General features: G+C 46.6%; 16 protein-coding genes. 5 read left to right on the top strand and 11 right to left on the bottom strand.

Features of this window, described 5'->3' with window-relative positions; all coding sequences use genetic code 11:
• Positions 1-123 precede the first annotated feature (123 nt).
• From yugI to KNO76_RS09380, 7 genes are all read right to left on the bottom strand, one after another.
• Entirely contained in the window at positions 124-516 is a 393-nt protein-coding gene (gene yugI, locus KNO76_RS09410; protein ID WP_026825531.1) for a S1 domain-containing post-transcriptional regulator GSP13, read from the bottom strand.
• Positions 517-712: 196 nt separating this feature from the next.
• Entirely contained in the window at positions 713-1,957 is a 1,245-nt protein-coding gene (locus KNO76_RS09405; protein WP_214885032.1) for a lysine N(6)-hydroxylase/L-ornithine N(5)-oxygenase family protein, read from the bottom strand.
• Positions 1,958-2,015: 58 nt separating this feature from the next.
• Positions 2,016-3,203 (bottom strand): aminotransferase, encoded by a 1,188-nt coding sequence (locus tag KNO76_RS09400; RefSeq protein ID WP_214885031.1) that lies wholly within the window; start codon positions 3,201-3,203, stop codon positions 2,016-2,018.
• Entirely contained in the window at positions 3,200-3,694 is a 495-nt protein-coding gene (locus KNO76_RS09395) for an Lrp/AsnC family transcriptional regulator (protein ID WP_214687052.1), read from the bottom strand. Before KNO76_RS09395 ends, KNO76_RS09400 begins: the two co-directional genes overlap by 4 nt.
• A 2-nt stretch (positions 3,695-3,696) precedes the next feature.
• Entirely contained in the window at positions 3,697-4,497 is an 801-nt protein-coding gene (locus tag KNO76_RS09390; protein ID WP_026825528.1) for a glycosyltransferase family 2 protein, read from the bottom strand.
• Positions 4,494-4,742: a NifU N-terminal domain-containing protein gene (locus tag KNO76_RS09385; RefSeq protein WP_214885029.1), complete on the bottom strand. Its 249-nt coding sequence runs from the start codon at positions 4,740-4,742 to the stop codon at positions 4,494-4,496. Before KNO76_RS09385 ends, KNO76_RS09390 begins: the two co-directional genes overlap by 4 nt.
• 12 nt (positions 4,743-4,754) lie before the next feature.
• Complete coding sequence (locus tag KNO76_RS09380) at positions 4,755-4,985, bottom strand: DUF1871 family protein (RefSeq protein ID WP_214885027.1); 231 nt, start codon at positions 4,983-4,985, stop codon at positions 4,755-4,757.
• A gap of 518 nt (positions 4,986-5,503) precedes the next feature.
• Here KNO76_RS09380 and KNO76_RS09375 point away from each other — a divergent pair.
• The 3 genes from KNO76_RS09375 to KNO76_RS09365 are packed head-to-tail and all read left to right on the top strand — an operon-like array spanning position 5,504 to position 9,327.
• Complete coding sequence (locus KNO76_RS09375; protein WP_285800442.1) at positions 5,504-7,771, top strand: ribonucleoside-diphosphate reductase subunit alpha; 2,268 nt, start codon at positions 5,504-5,506, stop codon at positions 7,769-7,771.
• A gap of 52 nt (positions 7,772-7,823) precedes the next feature.
• Positions 7,824-8,330: a flavodoxin domain-containing protein gene (locus KNO76_RS09370; RefSeq protein WP_214885025.1), complete on the top strand. Its 507-nt coding sequence runs from the start codon at positions 7,824-7,826 to the stop codon at positions 8,328-8,330.
• Complete coding sequence (locus KNO76_RS09365) at positions 8,287-9,327, top strand: ribonucleotide-diphosphate reductase subunit beta (RefSeq protein WP_026825523.1); 1,041 nt, start codon at positions 8,287-8,289, stop codon at positions 9,325-9,327. Before KNO76_RS09370 ends, KNO76_RS09365 begins: the two co-directional genes overlap by 44 nt.
• Positions 9,328-9,434: 107 nt before the next feature.
• On the opposite strand, the gene KNO76_RS09360 is transcribed toward KNO76_RS09365, so the two are convergent.
• Together KNO76_RS09360 and KNO76_RS09355 are read right to left on the bottom strand one after the other, a co-directional pair.
• A complete protein-coding gene (locus KNO76_RS09360; RefSeq protein WP_214885023.1) occupies positions 9,435-11,348 on the bottom strand; it encodes an N-acetylmuramoyl-L-alanine amidase family protein in 1,914 nt (637 codons plus the stop codon).
• A gap of 126 nt (positions 11,349-11,474) precedes the next feature.
• Positions 11,475-12,257, bottom strand: coding sequence for a MazG nucleotide pyrophosphohydrolase domain-containing protein (locus KNO76_RS09355; RefSeq protein ID WP_214885021.1), 783 nt, complete (start codon positions 12,255-12,257; stop codon positions 11,475-11,477).
• A gap of 79 nt (positions 12,258-12,336) precedes the next feature.
• Here KNO76_RS09355 and ytvI point away from each other — a divergent pair, with 79 nt between their 5' ends.
• Positions 12,337-13,470 (top strand): sporulation integral membrane protein YtvI, encoded by a 1,134-nt coding sequence (gene ytvI / locus KNO76_RS09350; protein WP_214885018.1) that lies wholly within the window; start codon positions 12,337-12,339, stop codon positions 13,468-13,470.
• Between the two features lie 10 nt (positions 13,471-13,480).
• On the opposite strand, the gene KNO76_RS09345 is transcribed toward ytvI, so the two are convergent.
• Both KNO76_RS09345 and KNO76_RS09340 read right to left on the bottom strand, forming a co-directional pair.
• Positions 13,481-14,140, bottom strand: coding sequence for a DUF429 domain-containing protein (locus KNO76_RS09345; RefSeq protein ID WP_214885016.1), 660 nt, complete (start codon positions 14,138-14,140; stop codon positions 13,481-13,483).
• 132 nt (positions 14,141-14,272) lie between these two features.
• A complete protein-coding gene (locus KNO76_RS09340; protein WP_214885014.1) occupies positions 14,273-15,715 on the bottom strand; it encodes a leucyl aminopeptidase in 1,443 nt (480 codons plus the stop codon).
• Between the two features lie 326 nt (positions 15,716-16,041).
• Here KNO76_RS09340 and ptsP point away from each other — a divergent pair, with 326 nt between their 5' ends.
• Positions 16,042-17,760 (top strand): phosphoenolpyruvate--protein phosphotransferase, encoded by a 1,719-nt coding sequence (gene ptsP / locus KNO76_RS09335; RefSeq protein WP_026825517.1) that lies wholly within the window; start codon positions 16,042-16,044, stop codon positions 17,758-17,760.
• Positions 17,761-17,803: the final 43 nt, after the last annotated feature.

The raw sequence follows: 17,803 nt of genomic DNA, 5'->3' as shown, positions 1-17,803 counted from the left end.
TTATGGGGGCAGAACGCCTCAAGAAACCGGGAACCACAAAAAAGGACGAACCAGGTCGCAAGATGCGACCTGGTTCGTCAACAAGCTGAGGTGACCCGTTTAGAACGGGTCACCTTTAAATACTTACTTCTTGAAGTTTGTGTTTTTGATCCAGTCTTCAAGTTTATCTTTGAGGACTGTGAATCCTGGAGCTTCTTCTTGCTTGAAGTTAGAAGATGCTTCGTTGCGACGTGGCGCACGACGAGCTGTCTTCGCAGACTTCTCACGTTTTGGAGCTTCTTGAGTCGCTTTCATTGAAAGCTTGATTTTTTTAGAAGCTTCATCCACTTCAAGGATTTTCACTTCAACTTCTTGACCGACTTGAACGTAATCGTTTACGTCTTTTACGTAGTCGTGTGAGATTTCTGAAATGTGGACAAGACCTTGAGTCTCATCGTCAAGTGCTACGAAAGCACCGAATGGTTGAATTCCTGTTACTTTACCTTTTAAAACTTGATCTTTTTCGTATTTTGCCATTACAAACAACTCCTATGCTAAATTCATCAACTTACTATAACATACTTTTTTCGATAAAGTGTAGAAATTAGTAAAAAAGATTATTTCACCTCGTTGAAATGTTTTAAAGTCGAAGGTCGGGGTAAATACAAATCAAGCAAGACTTCAAGTATTCCCCCCTGATTCCGCTAGGCGACTCGCCTAGCCCTTTTTTTGTTCAAAACGTCGTAAACGGCTTCTGATGACAGATTGGATAGACGGTTTCCCCTGCCATTTCGTTCAACATCATTGCATTTCGATAGACGGCCATCCCGAGATTCGTCGCGGCCGGACCATGCGAATGTTCTATATTCGTATGCGTGAACAATTTTCCCTTTAACGACTCGCTCATGACCACCTCATACGTTTCCCGGACAGCCCATTCACCCTCTGCTTCCCACACAATCGGGAATCGCTCAATCCAGCTCGGCATGACCGGTCGATACCCTGTCGCCACGACGACGAGATCGTACTCTTTTTCAATCACTTCTCCCGTATATCGTCGCGTCCCTTTCAAACGATGTGTTAACCAATCATAAGAGATCGATTCCACTTCGACCTGTGTCATCATGTCAGCTAGCGTCTCTTCCCCTTCTGCCGTTCGGTGATACAAGGTCTCATAAATCGAGGTCATCGTCTCAGGGTTGACGCCATGACGGAAACGTTCGAATGACCCGAGTAGTTCTTGACGAGCGTCATATGGCAGCCCATGAAAATAATCGACATAATCCACACTAAAGATTTCGTCTCCTAGCTTTCCTGCCTCCAGTGACTCAAAGTGATCGGAGCGTGTGATCCAGTCGACCCGTTGCTCGTCCGTCGCGTCACGCAACAAGTCTAGGAAGACTTCCGCCGCACTCTGCCCACTCCCAACGACCGCGACACGATATCGGTCTCTGAGGACGTCCCGATAGGTCAAATAATCGCTCGTATGAATGACTTGTTCAAATCCATCTGGCACGAATGGTGCTGCACCCGTTCCTAGGACGAGGTGTCTTGTATGAACTTGTATTGATTGACCATCTGATTCGACTGTCACGACGAACCCATCTTCTTCCGCTTGAACGTCAGATACATAATGGTCGAAGCGAATCGTCGACAGTTGATTTACAACCCAGCGCAAGTAACGATTGTACTCCGTTCGAGGAATCTTACCTTGTTCTTGCGTGATAAATGTTTGGAGACGACCCGTATCACTCAAATAGTTCAGAAAACTCGACGGATGGGTCGGGTCCGCTAACGTGACGAGATCTTGTAAATAATGTGTCTGCATCGTCATCCCTTCAATCAACATACCCTCATGCCACATCATTTCCGTCCGCTGCTCAAAACAGATTCCTTGTAGTGCTGTCTTTTCTGCAAGAGCCATGAGACCAAGATTATACGGACCACACCCAACCGCTATGTAATCGTAACGTTCCATATTTTCACCTCACCTCTTGTTTTTACACATTCGATTCTTGTAGAACAGAACAAGACCCTCATCGTTGAGAGTCTTGTTCGATAGTCTTCATTTCGAATTGCTTCATGAAACGTTCGATTCGACGAATCGCTTCTTGCAATTGTTCGAGCGATGTTGCATAACTTGCTCGAACGAACCCTTCTCCACTCTCTCCGAAGGCATTACCAGGAACAACGGCGACCCGCTCTTCAATCAAGAGTCGTTCCGCAAATTCCTCACTCGTCAATCCGGTATGCCGAATCGAAGGGAACGCATAGAAAGCACCACCTGGTACATGCGTCGGCAAACCTGCCTTGTCCAGCGCCTGAATAAAGTAGTTCCGGCGTTGACGATAGCTCTTCACCATGTTCGGCACATGTTGATGGCGAGAGCGCAGTGCTTCAAGACCACCAAATTGAACGAGCGTCGGCGCACACATCATGCCATATTGATGAACTTTCAACATCTCCCGCGTCACGACTTCTGGTGCGCAAGTGAAGCCGAGGCGCCATCCTGTCATCGCGAACGCTTTCGAGAAGCCGTTCACGACAATCGTTCGGTCTCTCATGTCGTGGAGCGTCGCAAAGCTGACGAACGGTTCATCGTAACAAAGTTCTGCATAAATCTCGTCACTGACGACCCATAGGTCATGCTTGGTCGCGAGTTCAGCAATTTGTGCGAGTTCCTCACCATTCATCGTGGCACCTGTCGGATTGGATGGGAAGCAAAGTAAAATCGCTTTCGTTCGTTCGGTAATGACACGTTCAACGTCATCTCGATCGAGACGAAAACCATTTTCCGGACGACAAGCTACAGGGACCACTTTTCCGCCCGCCATCTCGATGAGGGGACCGTACGATACGAATGCCGGTTCGACCACGATGACCTCATCTCCCGGATTGAGGAGGGAACGAAATGCAATATCGAGTGCTTGTGAAGCCCCTGTAGTAACGATGACTTCTGAAGTCGGATCGTATTCAACTGAAAATCGCTTCTTCATATAATTAGCAATCTCTTCTCGCAATTCGATGAGTCCTGCGTTGGCACTATATGCTGTATATCCTTCTTCAAGAGCAGCGTAGCTCGCTTCTCGCACGTTCCATGGCGTGATGAAATCCGGCTCTCCCACCCCGAGAGAGACAACATTTTCCATCGTTTGTGCCAAATCGAAGAAACGGCGAATGCCCGATGGCTTCATCGAGACTACTTGATTTGATAAAGACTTCATGGTGTGATGTTTAACCGCTTGTCTTCAATTTGTGGGGTGAACAAAATGCCGTCATGCTTGTACGTCTTCAATTTGAAGTGAGTCGTCGTCGACAATACTGAATCTAGCGGTGACAACTTATCCGAAACGAATGAAGCGACGTCTTGCAGTGAGTTCGCACGAATGACGACTTGGAGGTCGTATGCGCCTGACATCAAATAAAGCGCCGTCACTTCCGGGAAGCGATAAATGCGCTCGGCCACATCATCAAACCCTCGTCCCCGTTTTGGGGTGACTTTGACATCGATGAATGCCGTGACATCATGCCGATTTATTTTTTGCCAGTTGACCATTGCCCGAAAACCAAGTAAGATTCCGTCTTGTTTGAACTTCTCAAGCATCGATTCAATCGTCTCTTCATCGAGTGCCAACAAATCAGCTAACATCTTCGTTTCGAGATAGCCTTTCTCTTCTAACAACTCTAACAATTCTAGTTCTTTTGATGAATACATACTTAATCTCCTTCTGTCCGACCAGGTAGCACGCCGGTAAACGTTCTCTCTGTCTGTCTCACATATGAACGTCGTTCTTCCTGAACAATATGGAAGTTCTTCATTTCCATGTCTGTCAGTCCATGTTTTTGACAGAAGCGCTCAAAGTAACGACGTCTCGTTTCGTCTTGTTTTGCCGACAAGTTATCGGTCCCGTTGAATGCGTAAAGTACTGTCGCGCGGGCAGGATGCGACACACTAAATTGCTCCACGACCCTTAATAAGAAATCCCAATCCCAGTAGTTATAGACGTCTTCGTCGAACAGACCAATCGTGTCATGAATCGACTTTCGATACATTGTACCAGACGGGATAAATGTTGAATCTTGACGTATCCGCTCTTGATCGAACTCGTATGCAAAAGGTTCCCATTCGGTCACGACACGACGTCCATGCTTCCATTCAAACCGAAACAATTCGGCATCCGTATAGACAAGGTCAGCCTGTTGAAGATCCCGTAAGCTGTCCTCGAGATGAGTCGGCATGAGGAGGTCATCATCGTCTAACAACAGGATGACATCGCCTTTCGCTTCAAGAACACCACGATTTCGGGCACGGACGTGATGATTTTCGCCGACTTCTATGACACGTACATCCAATTGATTCAAAAAAGGCGCCAAAAGATGTTGTTTTGGCGGCCCCTCATTATTCATAATCAAGACTTCGAACTGTTGAAACGTTTGGACCGTTAAACTTTCAAGCAGTTCTGTCAGTTCCGTCTCGCGTTTATAAGCCGGAATGACAATCGTAACAGTCGGATTCATCCGCGATATGCCGTCTCAACTTGTGGGAGGATTGCTTCCCAACTCACACCGTTCTCTTTCGAAATGGTCACAAAGTCACCATATGCAAACACACTTTCTACGCCTTCAATCTCGACAAGTTTTGCGAGGAGCGGTTGATCTGTCGCTTCGCCTGCTTTCACACTCTGACTTTTCGCACCGAACACGTTTTCTGGAAGTGTCACTTTCATTGCATTCGGGTTAGGTGTTGGATCAATTCGTAACATATTTATTCCTCCTTATAATTGGCAAGATGACGATGCGAAGAGTCGCTGTGCCATCTCGATGATTTCTGATTCTGGTGGACACTCATCGAACGCGTCAAGAAGTGTGCGCCGAATGATTTCGGTTAACTGTTCAGGAGAATCGACGTCAATCAATGCCATCATCACCTCATCGAACTCTGGCCCGTATGAACCTGTCCCATAACCGAGTGGGTCCCATGTCAATAATAAGTCTTCTGTACGCACTTGTTAAACCCTTCTTTTCGTTGAAATCAATGTCCTACCTCATCAATCTACCTTACTTTTCATTAGGATACCAGCCTTGACAAATGGATTCCTCTGTCACACTTTGACACAACACTATATCTAGTATGGAACGAATAGGGATAATTGTTTAAACAAAACGTCAAACACTATCTATTCTGTCCGAAAGTGACGTAATGTTCAATGTAGCGATGATGATGAAATCGGATTCATTTTTTGTGAAAAAACAAGCAATCATATTACATAAATTTTTTTCATCTCAGTTCTCTGTCTCAAATCGGCTCATGAAGCCCTTTTTGAGCAAAAGCAAAAGGTCGGTCGATACATCCAAGAATGTCAAGCATTGCAAAACTAAATATAGATGTTTTATGATTAAAAAGAGATAAAAGTGTCAATATATAGTTAACAGGTATTTTGGTCGTTAACACAATATTGTGGCAGGTTAGGAAGTTCTTATTATACTTTCATAACGTCTACATTTATTAAAGGAGTGATCGATTTTGACATCCCCTATCCATCACGAGACGATGCTACCGGCGGCCCCAACGCTCGCTGACGTCGCCTCTCTTATTCAATCTATCCAGACGCGGTATCCTCAATTAAGTGTGGAGCGCTATGAAGAACGGGCGATTCGGGCGCTCGAAACGAAGACGCTGACACAAGATGTAGTGTATGACTTATTGACGATGCATGCGCTCGACATGTTGAAAGCCGAAGAACCTGACTGGACGTTCGTTGCGACAGAGATGTATTTGAACCGTCTCTATCTCGAAGCGGCACGCAACCGAGGCTACGAGGCTTCCATGCGCTATGGCAACTTCTATCACTTAGTCGAGACGTTGACGTCAAAACGCATCTTTACTCCAGCACTTTTAAATACGTACTCTAAAGAAGATATGGATCATCTTGAATCGTTAATCGATCCATCCCGTGACCGTCTCTTCACATATATCGGACTCCGGACGTTGTCGGACCGCTACCTCGGACGCGACCACGTGAAGAATCTTTATGAACTTCCACAGGAACGCTTCATGGTTATCGCGATGACCCTTATGCAAAAGGAAGATGAGACGACTCGTTTGAAACTCGTCGAAGAAGCGTACTGGGCTCTTTCAAACCTTTACATGACGGTAGCGACACCGACCTTGTCAAATGCCGGCAAATCATACGGACAGCTCAGCTCTTGCTTCATCGATACGATCGACGACTCACTTCGGGGGATTTACGATTCAAATACAGACGTGGCGACACTCTCGAAAGGGGGCGGCGGCATCGGCGTGTATCTCGGGAAAATCCGTTCACGTGGAAGTGACATTAAAGGATTCAAAGGCGTCTCAAGCGGTGCCCTTCCGTGGATGAAACAATTGAATAACACGGCTGTCTCCGTCGACCAGCTCGGCATGCGCCAAGGCTCAATCGCCGTCTATTTAGATATTTGGCATAAGGATATCTTCGAATTCCTCGATGCGAAATTGAATAACGGAGACGAACGCCTTCGGACACATGACTTGTTTACTGGTGTCTGCTTACCAGATCTCTTCATGCGTACCGTCGAAGAACGTGGGGATTGGCACTTGTTCGACCCACATGAAATTCGTACGGTAATGGGCTACAGCCTCGAGGACTACTTCGACGAAACTGAGAACGGTGGGAGCTTCACAGAGAAATATATGGAATGTGTCAATACGCCAGAATTGTCTCGCGTGACGGTTCCTGCCATCGACCTGGTGAAACGTTATATGCGTTCACAGCTAGAGACAGGCACACCGTACATGTTCTTCCGCGACGCCGTGAACCGCGCGAACCCAAACAAACATGCAGGGATGATTTATAGTTCAAACCTCTGTTCCGAAATCGCGCAAAACATGTCGGCTACGACGATTGAAGAGGAGTACACGCAAGACGGAAAAATCGTCATCACGAAGACTCCTGGTGATTTCGTCGTCTGTAACTTGAGTTCAATCGCGCTCGCCCGGGCTGTGAAAGCAGACGTACTCGAACGTCTCATCCCAATTCAAATGCGTATGCTCGATAACGTGATCGACTTGAATACGATCGAAGTTCCACAGGCGATGATCACGAACCAAAAATACCGTGCGGTCGGTCTTGGTACATTCGGTTGGCATCACTTACTCGCACTCGAAGGAATCCGTTGGGAGTCGGTCGATGCCGTACAATATGCAGAAAAACTGTATGAAAAAATTGCGTATCTCACGATTCAGGCATCGATGGAACTTGCCAAGGAAAAAGGTGCGTTCGGTGTCTTTGAAGGTTCAGAGTGGCACACGGGTGAGTACTTCAAGCGTCGGAACTATCGTTCACACGATGACCTCGATTGGGACGGGCTTGCAGAAGCGGTTCATCAAAACGGTGTCCGTAACGCCTATATGATGGCCATCGCACCGAACTCCTCTACTGCAATCATCGCCGGTAGTACTGCATCGATTGACCCGGTTTATAAGAAAGTCTACTCGGAAGAAAAGAAAAATTATAAGATCCCCGTCACGGTTCCGGATTTGACGCCGGAGACGAACTGGTTCTATAAATCAGCGTTCGAAGTCGATCAATTATGGAGCATTCGTCAGAACGCATCGCGTCAACGCCACATCGACCAAGCCATCAGCTTTAACTTGTACGTCAAGAACGATGTAAAGGCGACAGAACTTCTCGCGATGCATCTCGAAGCCTGGTCGCTCGGCATGAAATCGATTTACTATACGCGCTCAACAACCGTTGAAGTGGATGAATGTGAGTCTTGTGCCTCATAACTAGTCTCATTATCACGAAGTTAGTCCGTTTTTATGAAAGGTGGTCCACCATATGAACATCGCAATCATTTGTCACTCGATGAGTGGAAACACGGAAGAAGTGGCAACGCTCATCGAAGCGACACATCATCACCGTGGCAACTCGGTCGTCCGCTATGATGCCGATCGAGTCGGTTATCGTGAAGCTCAGTCCCTCGCTACATTCGATCTCGTCTATTTTGGTTCTTATACATGGGCAGATGGCGTCTTACCAGAGGAAATGAAAGACACGTTCCGTCTCGTGTTGAAAGAATTAAATGTGCCGATTCGGCAAGCAGCGGTATTCGGAACGGGTGACAAAATGTTTGTTCACTTCTGTCGTGCGGTCGATGAGATGGCGTACCACCTTTCGAAATACGGAATTCCGCTTGCCGGTGAACTACTCAAAATCGAGCAGTCACCACGTAACCAACCATACAACGTCCAACATTGGGCAGAACGAATGGCTCACCATGTAGAAGAAGGAGTAATGCACCATGTCGATTCAGAAAATCAAATTATTGTCGCCCAAACATCCTAACCGGGCAACTGCCATCATCGGTGGTGAAACGAGCTCAATCGTCAACTGGAACGACATCGCGTATCCTCAGTTCTATACGATTTACAAACAGTTGCTATCCAACTTTTGGATTCCCGATGAGATCTCGATGTCGAAAGACATGCAACAATGGTCGCAGCTGACCGAACGTGAACAGGATGCATTCAAACGAATCATCGGACTGTTATCGATTCTCGACTCGGTCCAGACACGTTATATCCTCGAGTCTTCGATGTTCTCATCCGACTCTTCGGTTCACGCAGTGCTTGCGGTCATTGCGCAACAAGAAGTCGTACACAACCAATCGTATAGCTATGTCTTATCAAGTCTCGTGCCACTAGCTGAACAAAATCGCATCTTCGACATCGCTAAAGATGACGAAATGGTCATGAAACGAAACCAATTTATTTTGGACCTATACGAAGATTTCCGTGAAACGCCTAATGCAGAGAACTTCGCGAAATCACTCGTCGCATCCGTCATCCTAGAAGGAATCAACTTCTACTCAGGCTTCGCTTATTTCTATAATCTCGCTCGTCACCAAAAGATGGTCGGTACATCGACGATGATCAGTTACATCCAACGTGACGAGATGCAACATTCATACTTCATCAGTCAGCTCTTACGTGCCGTATTGACAGAAAATCCTAAGATTGATGCAGACGGACAGTTCAGTCAATTCGTATACGACACGATGGCAGAAGCGGTCGACCTCGAGATCGAATGGTGTGAATATGTTCTCCGCGACCTCGACGGACTCGACGTCAGTGAAATGCGTGATTACGTCAAATACTTGGCGAACAAGCGCTTACGCGTCATCGGCCTAAATGACTTGTATGAAGGATTTGACGAAGATGTCATGCCATGGATCCGTGCCTATTCAGACGACTCGCTCAATGCGACAAAATCTGACTTCTTCGAACAGAAGTCACGTTCTTATGCGAAAGTGACAGACGCGAACGGATTTGATGATTTATAAAAAGCGAACCGAACCTTCCAAAGGTTCGGTTTTTTGACGTCATGAATTAGTGCAACATTTGAGCGTGAACAAAAAAGCCCCAGACGTTAAAGTCTGAGGCCGTTAAGTCAATAGTATGTTTGAACATATTTAGCAATTCCTTCAGCCACACCTTCTGCCATACGCTGACGAGAAGTATTACTGCGAAGGTAAGTTAAGTCTGTCGGCGAAGAGATGAATCCTAATTCGACGAGTGCAGATGGCATCGTATTATACGTAATCACGTAATAGTTCGCCGTCTTTACCCCTCGGTTAGACATTCCGCTCATCTTATTTGCCAAGTTACTTTGAATGTTTGATGCAAGTACACGACTCCGAGAACTATGCGCAGACTGTGAAGAATAGAACGTCTCTAAACCTTTGGCGGCAGAAGAACCCGCTGCGTTGACGTGCATGCTGACGAATAAGTCACCGCGTAATGATTTAGCTGCAGCTACGCGTTCACCAAGTGTCAAATAGACATCTGTTGAGCGTGTGAGTCGCACATTGTAATCGTATTTCGAACGAAGATATGCCTCGACACGCTTTGTGACATCAAGAACAATCGTTTTTTCATACAAAGAACCATTTAGTGCTCCAGGGTCTTTCCCACCATGTCCAGGATCGAGAATGATGACAGTCCCAGTAGATGTACTTGGTTTTGTTGTCATAACGAAAGCTGAAGAAATATAGGCATCCTGTCCGTTATATTTGATTTTATGGAACCCGTTCACTGTTCCATAGTGAGAAACAGCTGTAGTGTGCTTGAGCTGACCAACCACGTTCGAATCAAGACTTGCTTTCGAGCGCACATTCAATACATCGCCCGGTGTGTTGATGTATATCGTCCCTTTCGGTGCAGCTTCCGGTGCTGCAGGGGCTTTCCCTTTCGTCAACCACGAACTCGCTGTGTAGTATACTTTCGAGCCGATATGAACCGTCGACCAACTCGAATTGTACGCCTTATAGGAGACGGCCGTATACTTTGGAAGAACGAGCTGGATAGGTGAACTCTGGTGCGTTTTTCCGAACAAGTTGACCGTTCGGTTCGCATACCCTTGTGTGAGTCCGTCATTCGGCTCCGTTGACGTCGGTGGTTCCGTTGGCGTTTTCGATGTAGAGATCCAAGCAGTCGGTGTGTAATATGTTTCATTTCCAAGATAGACGATCGACCAGCTCGAATTATATTTGCTCGAGACGACAGCCGTGTTTAATGGAAGGACTTTCTGAACTTTCGAACGTTGGTTTCGTTCAGAGAATAATTTCAAATCACGATTCGCATATCCGTCTTTCTTCTCCACACCTGTATCCAATTCGCCTGGTGTGATTCCCCAAGTCGGTGTGTAATACGTTTCGTTTCCAAGATAGACAATCGACCAGCTCGAGTTATATTTGCTCGAGACGACAGCCGTGTTTTTCGGAAGGACTTTCCGCTCTTTCGAACGCTGGTTTCGTTCAGAGAATAATTTCAAATCCCGATTTGTATAGCCGTCCACCCGTTCGACATTCGACTCTGTGAGTTTTGGTGCGATATATGCTTTTGCGGCATAGTACGTCTTACCATTTAAATAAACCTTTGCCCAAGACGAATTGTGAACAGCGTACTTCACTTCCGTCCCTTTCTTAAGCGTGGTCACAATCGTCGCTGATCGATGGGACGTGACGCGGATGTTTAAGTTCGCAGTAATCACACCGGTAGACGTTGTCGACTGGGTCGTCAACGAGCTTGAGGTGGATGAAAGTTTACGAATGTACTGGGCCGAGGCGTAATATGTACGATTGTTTACATACACTTTATGCCAAGATTGATTATACGTACCATACTCTACTTTCGTGCCTCTCGGTAATGTTTTCACTACCGTTCCACTTAGACTAGGTTTCGTACGAATGTTCAAATTGACAGTCGTTTCTCCATCGTAAGTAGCAGCTTCGACAGACGGAAGTTGCATCCCGAACAATAGAACCGTTAAGATGAGGGCAACTTTCAATAGTTTCATTTTCATCCAAAATATTCCTTTCTCATTGCGGCATTTCCTACTAACAACAATTACATATTAGCATAATGCTTTTTTAAAAAAAGTAAATATTTGAAAAAAAGATGAATGTTTTTGATAAAAAGGTAAATGTTTTTATTGAACCGGCCGAATGACTAAAAACCGCTCCGATTCATAGTCTTCTACTGTTATCATGAACCCGTCTGTAACAAGAAAGTCCTCGACTCGAATAAGTCCATCTCGTTTTTGATGAATCACAAATCCATCTAATCCTTCAATTGAAGCGATTCGATAGAAACGCTCTATATGATGTTCTCGTTCTATATATCGGTCGAACCGTTCAAATGATTTAACCGAAATTCCACCCCAGTAGCGACCTGATTGGTGCCTCATATAAGTACGAACGGATGCTTCCGTGATGGGGTCCGGTGTATGATCGAAGCGACCAAAGTCACGATTCGATTTTTCTTCGATCAGGTCGAACAGTGAATCGAACAAATGGAGGTTACTCAATGTACCGATTGATAAAACGACACATTGCAATTGCTCGATATGGCGTTGAAGCGACTGTCCATGCAGGTTCGGTTTCAGCTTCTTATCTCCTTCATAAGCGTTCAAAATTCGAGCCACTTCGCCCGCCTCTTCAACGATTTGAAAATAAAGCTGTTCTTGCGTCTCTCCTTCAGTGTTCGCTTCCGGTTGTCGGAGTTGAATCGCATATTGATTCGCCAGACACGTCGAGATGACAAGGACATCGAGCAACTCTTCTTTTAATTCATCCATCGCACCTCTTCGCAATGCTCCCCCCACTTCTCCCACTTCTTCTAACAATCTTGCCAGACCGGATAAAGGTCTCCAATAACCACCTAAATGAAGAATCATCTCATCAATTTTTTGTTGAACTTCTCTCACGCTCATTCACCTATCTTTCTGCTTTATTTACCGCTTACATGATATACTATGCTCAATTCAGTTGTCCGGAAAGGGTGGGTTTTATATGTCATCGGCAAGACTTTGGCAATTGCTTCGATTCGTACTCGTTGTGATTGGTTTATTTATGTTCACCTGGGTATTGAACATACTTTTTGAATATACGTATCCTTTCGTATTTGCCCTTCTCTTATCCTTGATGACCGTCCCGCTCGTCAATTTTTTTGAACGAAAAACAAATATGCCACGCGCACTCGGTACACTCATTTCCTTAATCATCGTGCTCAGCATCGTCGTCGGAATCATCACCATCGTCATCATCCAATTGATTCATTATGCGACGGTGGCAGCGGAACGACTCCCTGAACAAATTGAGACGTTCACCGAGTTTATCCAACGACTGTTCAATGAGAAAATCGCACCGCTCGTCAACGATGCGTACGAGAGCTATCAACAGCTAAACCCCGGGCAGACGACATCTTTAGAAGGTGGAATCACGGAACTCGGCGTCCAACTCGCTGCTGCAATCGGCGTTCTCTCACGAGGAGTCGCAAGTGTCCTACAGAGCATGTTAGCTGCCCTCCCGCTCGTCTTACTACTCGTTGTCGTCATTGTTCTCGCTTGGTTCTTCATCACAAAAGATTGGCCATCATATATCGATTCACTTAATCGTTTGAATAAACGTAAAGGTTTTAAAGAATTTGAGGAAGTGATGATCAATCTTAAATCCGCCCTTTTTGGCTATGTACGAGCTCAATTCACTCTTATTTCTATCACGTTCGGAATCGTACTTGTCGGCATGTTCATCCTTCGTATCGACAACCCCCTTTCCTTCGCTCTACTTGCAGGGTTCTTTGATTTATTACCATATTTAGGGGTCGGGACGTTGCTTATTCCATGGGCAGCCTATGCTGCTGTGTCAGGGGACTGGTTTGTTTCAATCGGATTGATTGTGTTGTATATCGTCGTTATCGTCCAACGCAACTTGGCTGAACCGAAGATTGTCGGCTCCCATATTGGCTTGAACCCACTGGCCGCACTCATCTCAATTTTTGTCGGTTTGAAGCTATTCGGTGTATTAGGTTTCATCGTCGGACCCGTGCTTGCCGTTCTCTTAAAGGCGCTATACAACGCCAAAGTGTTTCATTATATGTGGCGGTTCATCGTTGGACCGCCTACGACGACAGCAAAAGAGCGATGAAATGTTGATTTCATCGCTCTTTTTTCATTTGAGGTACAGCCACATTGGGCTCATGTGTTTTACTTGGATGTAGCAAAAGACCGCTTGTCCCGGCTTCGTACGCCGCTACTGCTAGAATGCAGGCATCGATAATATCATCCATTTGCACGTTCGACATCTTCCATTTCCAAGGAGAGCTTTTGGAATACTTCCGAAGCAACTCGATTCTCTCTTCCTGACCCTCGCTCGTCTTTTTCCGATGTGACGCCTCTTGTCCCAGCATGACCGAAAAACAGACTTCCGGATGCGACTCGTAGACGTTCTCTGCTTCCACGCGTTGAAACTCACGGATACGCGGAACGAGATGCCAAGCTTGTTTACTAATCCCTTTACCAACCAACGCCCGACTTCTTTCGTTTGCTTCCTCATACGTCGCTTCATGCAACACCTCTTGAATCGGCGGGGTGAAGACGGACGACTTTCGTTGAGTGAGTCGGCTCCGCATCCACGCATCGCATTCGCGACTTGGATGGTCAACCGTCCCTAAATCTTTCGGCATATCCACAAAATGCATGGCACCGTCGATCAGTAGTTCCTCTATCGTTTCCGAAATCGTTAAACAAAGCGAGATGCTGTCGTATGTGATCCGTACCCAGCCGCCACGTGCACCATCAATCCCTACTCCTACCATGTCGTACCTCCTGTAACATCATCAACACGCCAAATACGGCGAGAAACACTGTGCTCCCTAACCAAATACGGTTCGGCCAGACCGTGTAGCAAGAGCCACACAGAATCGCCAAACCGATTAATATACCTGCTCTTACCGCTCCCACGATTCAATCATCCGTGCGAGTGTCCGAACCATGACACCAGTCGGCCCCTTCGGACCGAGGTCATTCGCTGCCGCACGTTCGCTCGTTCCCGCAATATCGAGATGTAGCCACGGTGTATCTCCGACAAACTCACCGACAAACGCGCCACCAAAAATCATATGTCCGAAACGACCTGGTGAGTTGTTCAAATCGGCAACTTCCGATTTTCTCACCTTGTCGATGAAAACATCAAAGTACGGCATCTGCCACACGAGTTCATTCGTCTCACGGCTAGCTGTTTCAAGTAAGCGATAAAGTGTATCATCATTCGTCAGACAGCCCGTCACATCCGTACCGAGTGCGACAAGGACACCGCCTGTCAACGTAGCCACATCGATGATTGCCGTCGGTTCGTACGTTTTGGCAAATGTGACAGCATCCGCTAAGACGAGACGTCCTTCTGCATCGGTGTTCAATACTTCGATCGTCTTTCCGTTCATCGCTGTAATCACATCATCCGGTTTGAACGCATCACCTGAAATCATGTTGTCCGTCGCACCGATAACTCCGATCACGTTACGTTTTGGTCGCGTCAATCCAAGGGTCTCGAATAATCCGAGGACGGTAGCTGCACCACCCATGTCCCCCTTCATCCCGACGATGCCATCCTTCGGCTTGATTGAATAGCCGCCCGTATCAAACGTGACACCCTTCCCAACAACGGCGATCGGAGCTTCTTCATCCGCACCGCGATACTCGATTACAATCAATTTCGGTGGAATCGTCGAACCTTGGTTGACTGCGAGCAATGCGCCCATGCCGAGGGATTCCATCTCTTCTTTTTCAAGGATGCGGTATTTGAAATCATGTCGTTTCGCTAACTCGACCGCGTAATCCGCCAGCGTCTCCGCTGTCAAAATATTGGCTGGCATCATCGTTAACTCGCGTGCAACGTTAACCCCTTTTCCATAGGCGACACCGGCATCGATGTCCTTTTGATCCACGTCACCAAGGAGTGTGATCGTCGGCTCTTCAACCGCTTGTTTCGGCTCAGATTTGTATGTAGGATGTTCATACGTCGCCATCTCATACGCTTCTGTAAACATACGTGTCGCACCTTCTGTAAACGTCTCGAGCGCAACTGAGACGTCCTTTAATCCGCGGGTTTTGATGACCTTCGCGACTTTTCCGAACCAGTTCCGAACGTTCTCTGTCGTCATGTCGTCCCGCTGACCAAGTCCGACAAACAAGACTCGTGCCGTTTCGCCAGCGAATGTCGGAAGTAGCGTCACTTCTCCCGTTTTTGTTGACAGGTCTCCTGACTGAATGAGCGCTTTGACGCGTCCTCCGAACAATGTGTCGAGTCCTTTATCGATTGAATCAGCCGCGCCGATTCCGACGACCATCGTCTCATATGAATCTGTCCAATTTAATTGGGCAATTTGATACATGTTGCCACTTCCCTTCTATAATATATGGTAAGCATAACGAACTTCTCCAAAATAATGAAATAGTATGCGCAAGAGTCAAGAAATCTTCGAATTCATGGGCTATCTCCTCGTTGTGACGTTGTTTTATTTTATGATAGGATAAGAAAGTACGCAATCGGGCTTCTCTTCATCCTGAAGTGAGGCCAATTTGACTGGTCGAGGCTTCCCCTAGTCGTAGACCGTTGCTACTTTAACTTTCTATGTTCTCGTTAGTTCTTTTTTCTTTTCGGGTATGAAGTAACGAGACAGGAAAGTACACTATTTCTTTGAAAAGAGGGACTACGCTTATGTCACACATTAAAGGTATTGGTGCATCTGCAGGGATTGCAGTTGCAAAAGCATTCGTCATGGAGACACCTTCATTCGATATCCCATCACACAAGATTGAAGATGTCGCTGCTGAAAAGGCACGTTTCCAAGATGCAATCGCACAGTCTAAAACTGAGCTTGAACAAATCCGCGAACATACGCTTCGTGAACTTGGTCCAGACAAAGCCGAGATTTTTTCAGCTCACCTTTTAATTGTTGAGGACCCAGAAATCGTATCGCAAGTGAACGAGAAAATTGAAAGCGAAAACATGAACGCTGCGAAAGCGCTTGACGAAGTCGCACAAACGATGATCATGATTTTCGAATCGATGGATAATGAGTACATGCGCGAACGTGCAGCTGACGTTCGTGACGTGACAAAACGTGTCATGGCTCATATTCTTGGGGTGACATTCGTGACACCTGCTTCGATTTCAGAGGAAGTCATCATCATCGCCGAAGACTTGACACCTTCAGATACGGCACAACTTAACCGTAAGTACGTCAGAGGATTTGCGACAAACATCGGTGGACGCACATCTCACTCTGCCATCATGTCACGTTCACTCGAAATTCCAGCAGTCGTTGGGACGAAAGTGGCCCTTGAAGAAATCAAAAATGGTGACCTCGTCATCATCGACGGGACGGAAGGTGACGTGTTCGTCAACCCTTCAGAAGACCTCGTCAAAGAGTATGAAGGCAAACGTGCTGACTTCGAGGCTTACAAAGAAGAGTTGAAACAACTCGTCAACGAGGAGTCTATTACAGCGGATGGCCATAAAGTGAAGCTTGCAGCGAACATCGGGACACCGAACGACTTAGAGGGCGTCTTGAAAAACGGTTCGGACGCAATCGGGCTTTACCGTACCGAGTTCTTATACATGGACTCTGAAACGTTCCCGACAGAAGAAGAACAGTACACGGCATATAAAACGGTTATTGAAGGGATGGAAGGCAAGCAGGTCGTCATCCGTACACTCGACATCGGTGGCGACAAAGAGTTGTCATACCTTGACCTACCAAAAGAGATGAACCCATTCCTCGGCTATCGTGCGATTCGCCTTTGCCTTGAGGAAACAGACTTGTTCCGGACGCAACTTCGCGCCCTTCTCCGCGCATCGGCTCACGGTAACCTCGCCATCATGTTCCCAATGATTGCGACACTCGAAGAGTTCCGCGCAGCGAAAGCCCTTCTCCTTGAAGAAGAAGCGAAGTTGAAAGAAGAAGGAATCGAAGTCGGTCAATACGAGACTGGGATGATGGTCGAAATCCCATCGACAGCTGTCATGGCGAAGCAATTCGCAAAAGAAGTCGACTTCTTCTCAGTCGGTACGAACGACTTGATTCAATACACGATGGCGGCTGACCGCATGAACGAAAAAGTTTCTTACTTGTACCAACCGTTCAACCCTGCCATCTTGAACCTCCTCCACAACGTCATCACGGAAGCACATAAAGCCGGCAAATGGGTCGGAATGTGTGGCGAGATGGCTGGAGAAGAACTTGCGATTCCAATCCTTCTCGGTCTTGGACTCGATGAATTCTCAATGTCAGCTTCAAGCGTCCTTCGTGCACGTAGCCTCGTGAAGCGCTTGACGAAGACAGAAACAGAATCAATCGTCAACGAAGTCCTCAATATGGACACAGCTGAAGAAGTCGTGAACTTCCTTAGCGAAAAGTTTGACATCAAAAAATAACGTCAAAAGTCCTTCTCTCAAACGCGAGAGAAGGACTTTTTTG

Source organism: Exiguobacterium sp. s101 (assembly GCF_018617835.1).
In the GTDB taxonomy this organism is placed as follows: Bacteria; Bacillota; Bacilli; order Exiguobacteriales; family Exiguobacteriaceae; genus Exiguobacterium; species Exiguobacterium marinum.
Note: the sequence above shows the minus strand (reverse complement) of the source record. Positions and strands in the feature narration are given on the sequence as shown.

What these genes read in the sequence shown, in the direction of transcription:
- yugI (WP_026825531.1), bottom strand. Translation starts at nt 516, where the DNA reads ATGGCAAAATACGAAAAAGATCAAGTTTTAAAAGGTAAAGTAACAGGA.
- KNO76_RS09405 (WP_214885032.1), bottom strand. Translation starts at nt 1,957, where the DNA reads ATGGAACGTTACGATTACATAGCGGTTGGGTGTGGTCCGTATAATCTT.
- KNO76_RS09400 (WP_214885031.1), bottom strand. Translation starts at nt 3,203, where the DNA reads ATGAAGTCTTTATCAAATCAAGTAGTCTCGATGAAGCCATCGGGCATT.
- KNO76_RS09395 (WP_214687052.1), bottom strand. Translation starts at nt 3,694, where the DNA reads ATGTATTCATCAAAAGAACTAGAATTGTTAGAGTTGTTAGAAGAGAAA.
- KNO76_RS09390 (WP_026825528.1), bottom strand. Translation starts at nt 4,497, where the DNA reads ATGAATCCGACTGTTACGATTGTCATTCCGGCTTATAAACGCGAGACG.
- KNO76_RS09385 (WP_214885029.1), bottom strand. Translation starts at nt 4,742, where the DNA reads ATGTTACGAATTGATCCAACACCTAACCCGAATGCAATGAAAGTGACA.
- KNO76_RS09370 (WP_214885025.1), top strand. Translation starts at nt 7,824, where the DNA reads ATGAACATCGCAATCATTTGTCACTCGATGAGTGGAAACACGGAAGAA.
- KNO76_RS09365 (WP_026825523.1), top strand. Translation starts at nt 8,287, where the DNA reads ATGTCGATTCAGAAAATCAAATTATTGTCGCCCAAACATCCTAACCGG.
- KNO76_RS09360 (WP_214885023.1), bottom strand. Translation starts at nt 11,348, where the DNA reads ATGAAAATGAAACTATTGAAAGTTGCCCTCATCTTAACGGTTCTATTG.
- KNO76_RS09355 (WP_214885021.1), bottom strand. Translation starts at nt 12,257, where the DNA reads ATGAGCGTGAGAGAAGTTCAACAAAAAATTGATGAGATGATTCTTCAT.
- ytvI (WP_214885018.1), top strand. Translation starts at nt 12,337, where the DNA reads ATGTCATCGGCAAGACTTTGGCAATTGCTTCGATTCGTACTCGTTGTG.
- KNO76_RS09345 (WP_214885016.1), bottom strand. Translation starts at nt 14,140, where the DNA reads ATGGTAGGAGTAGGGATTGATGGTGCACGTGGCGGCTGGGTACGGATC.
- KNO76_RS09340 (WP_214885014.1), bottom strand. Translation starts at nt 15,715, where the DNA reads ATGTATCAAATTGCCCAATTAAATTGGACAGATTCATATGAGACGATG.
- ptsP (WP_026825517.1), top strand. Translation starts at nt 16,042, where the DNA reads ATGTCACACATTAAAGGTATTGGTGCATCTGCAGGGATTGCAGTTGCA.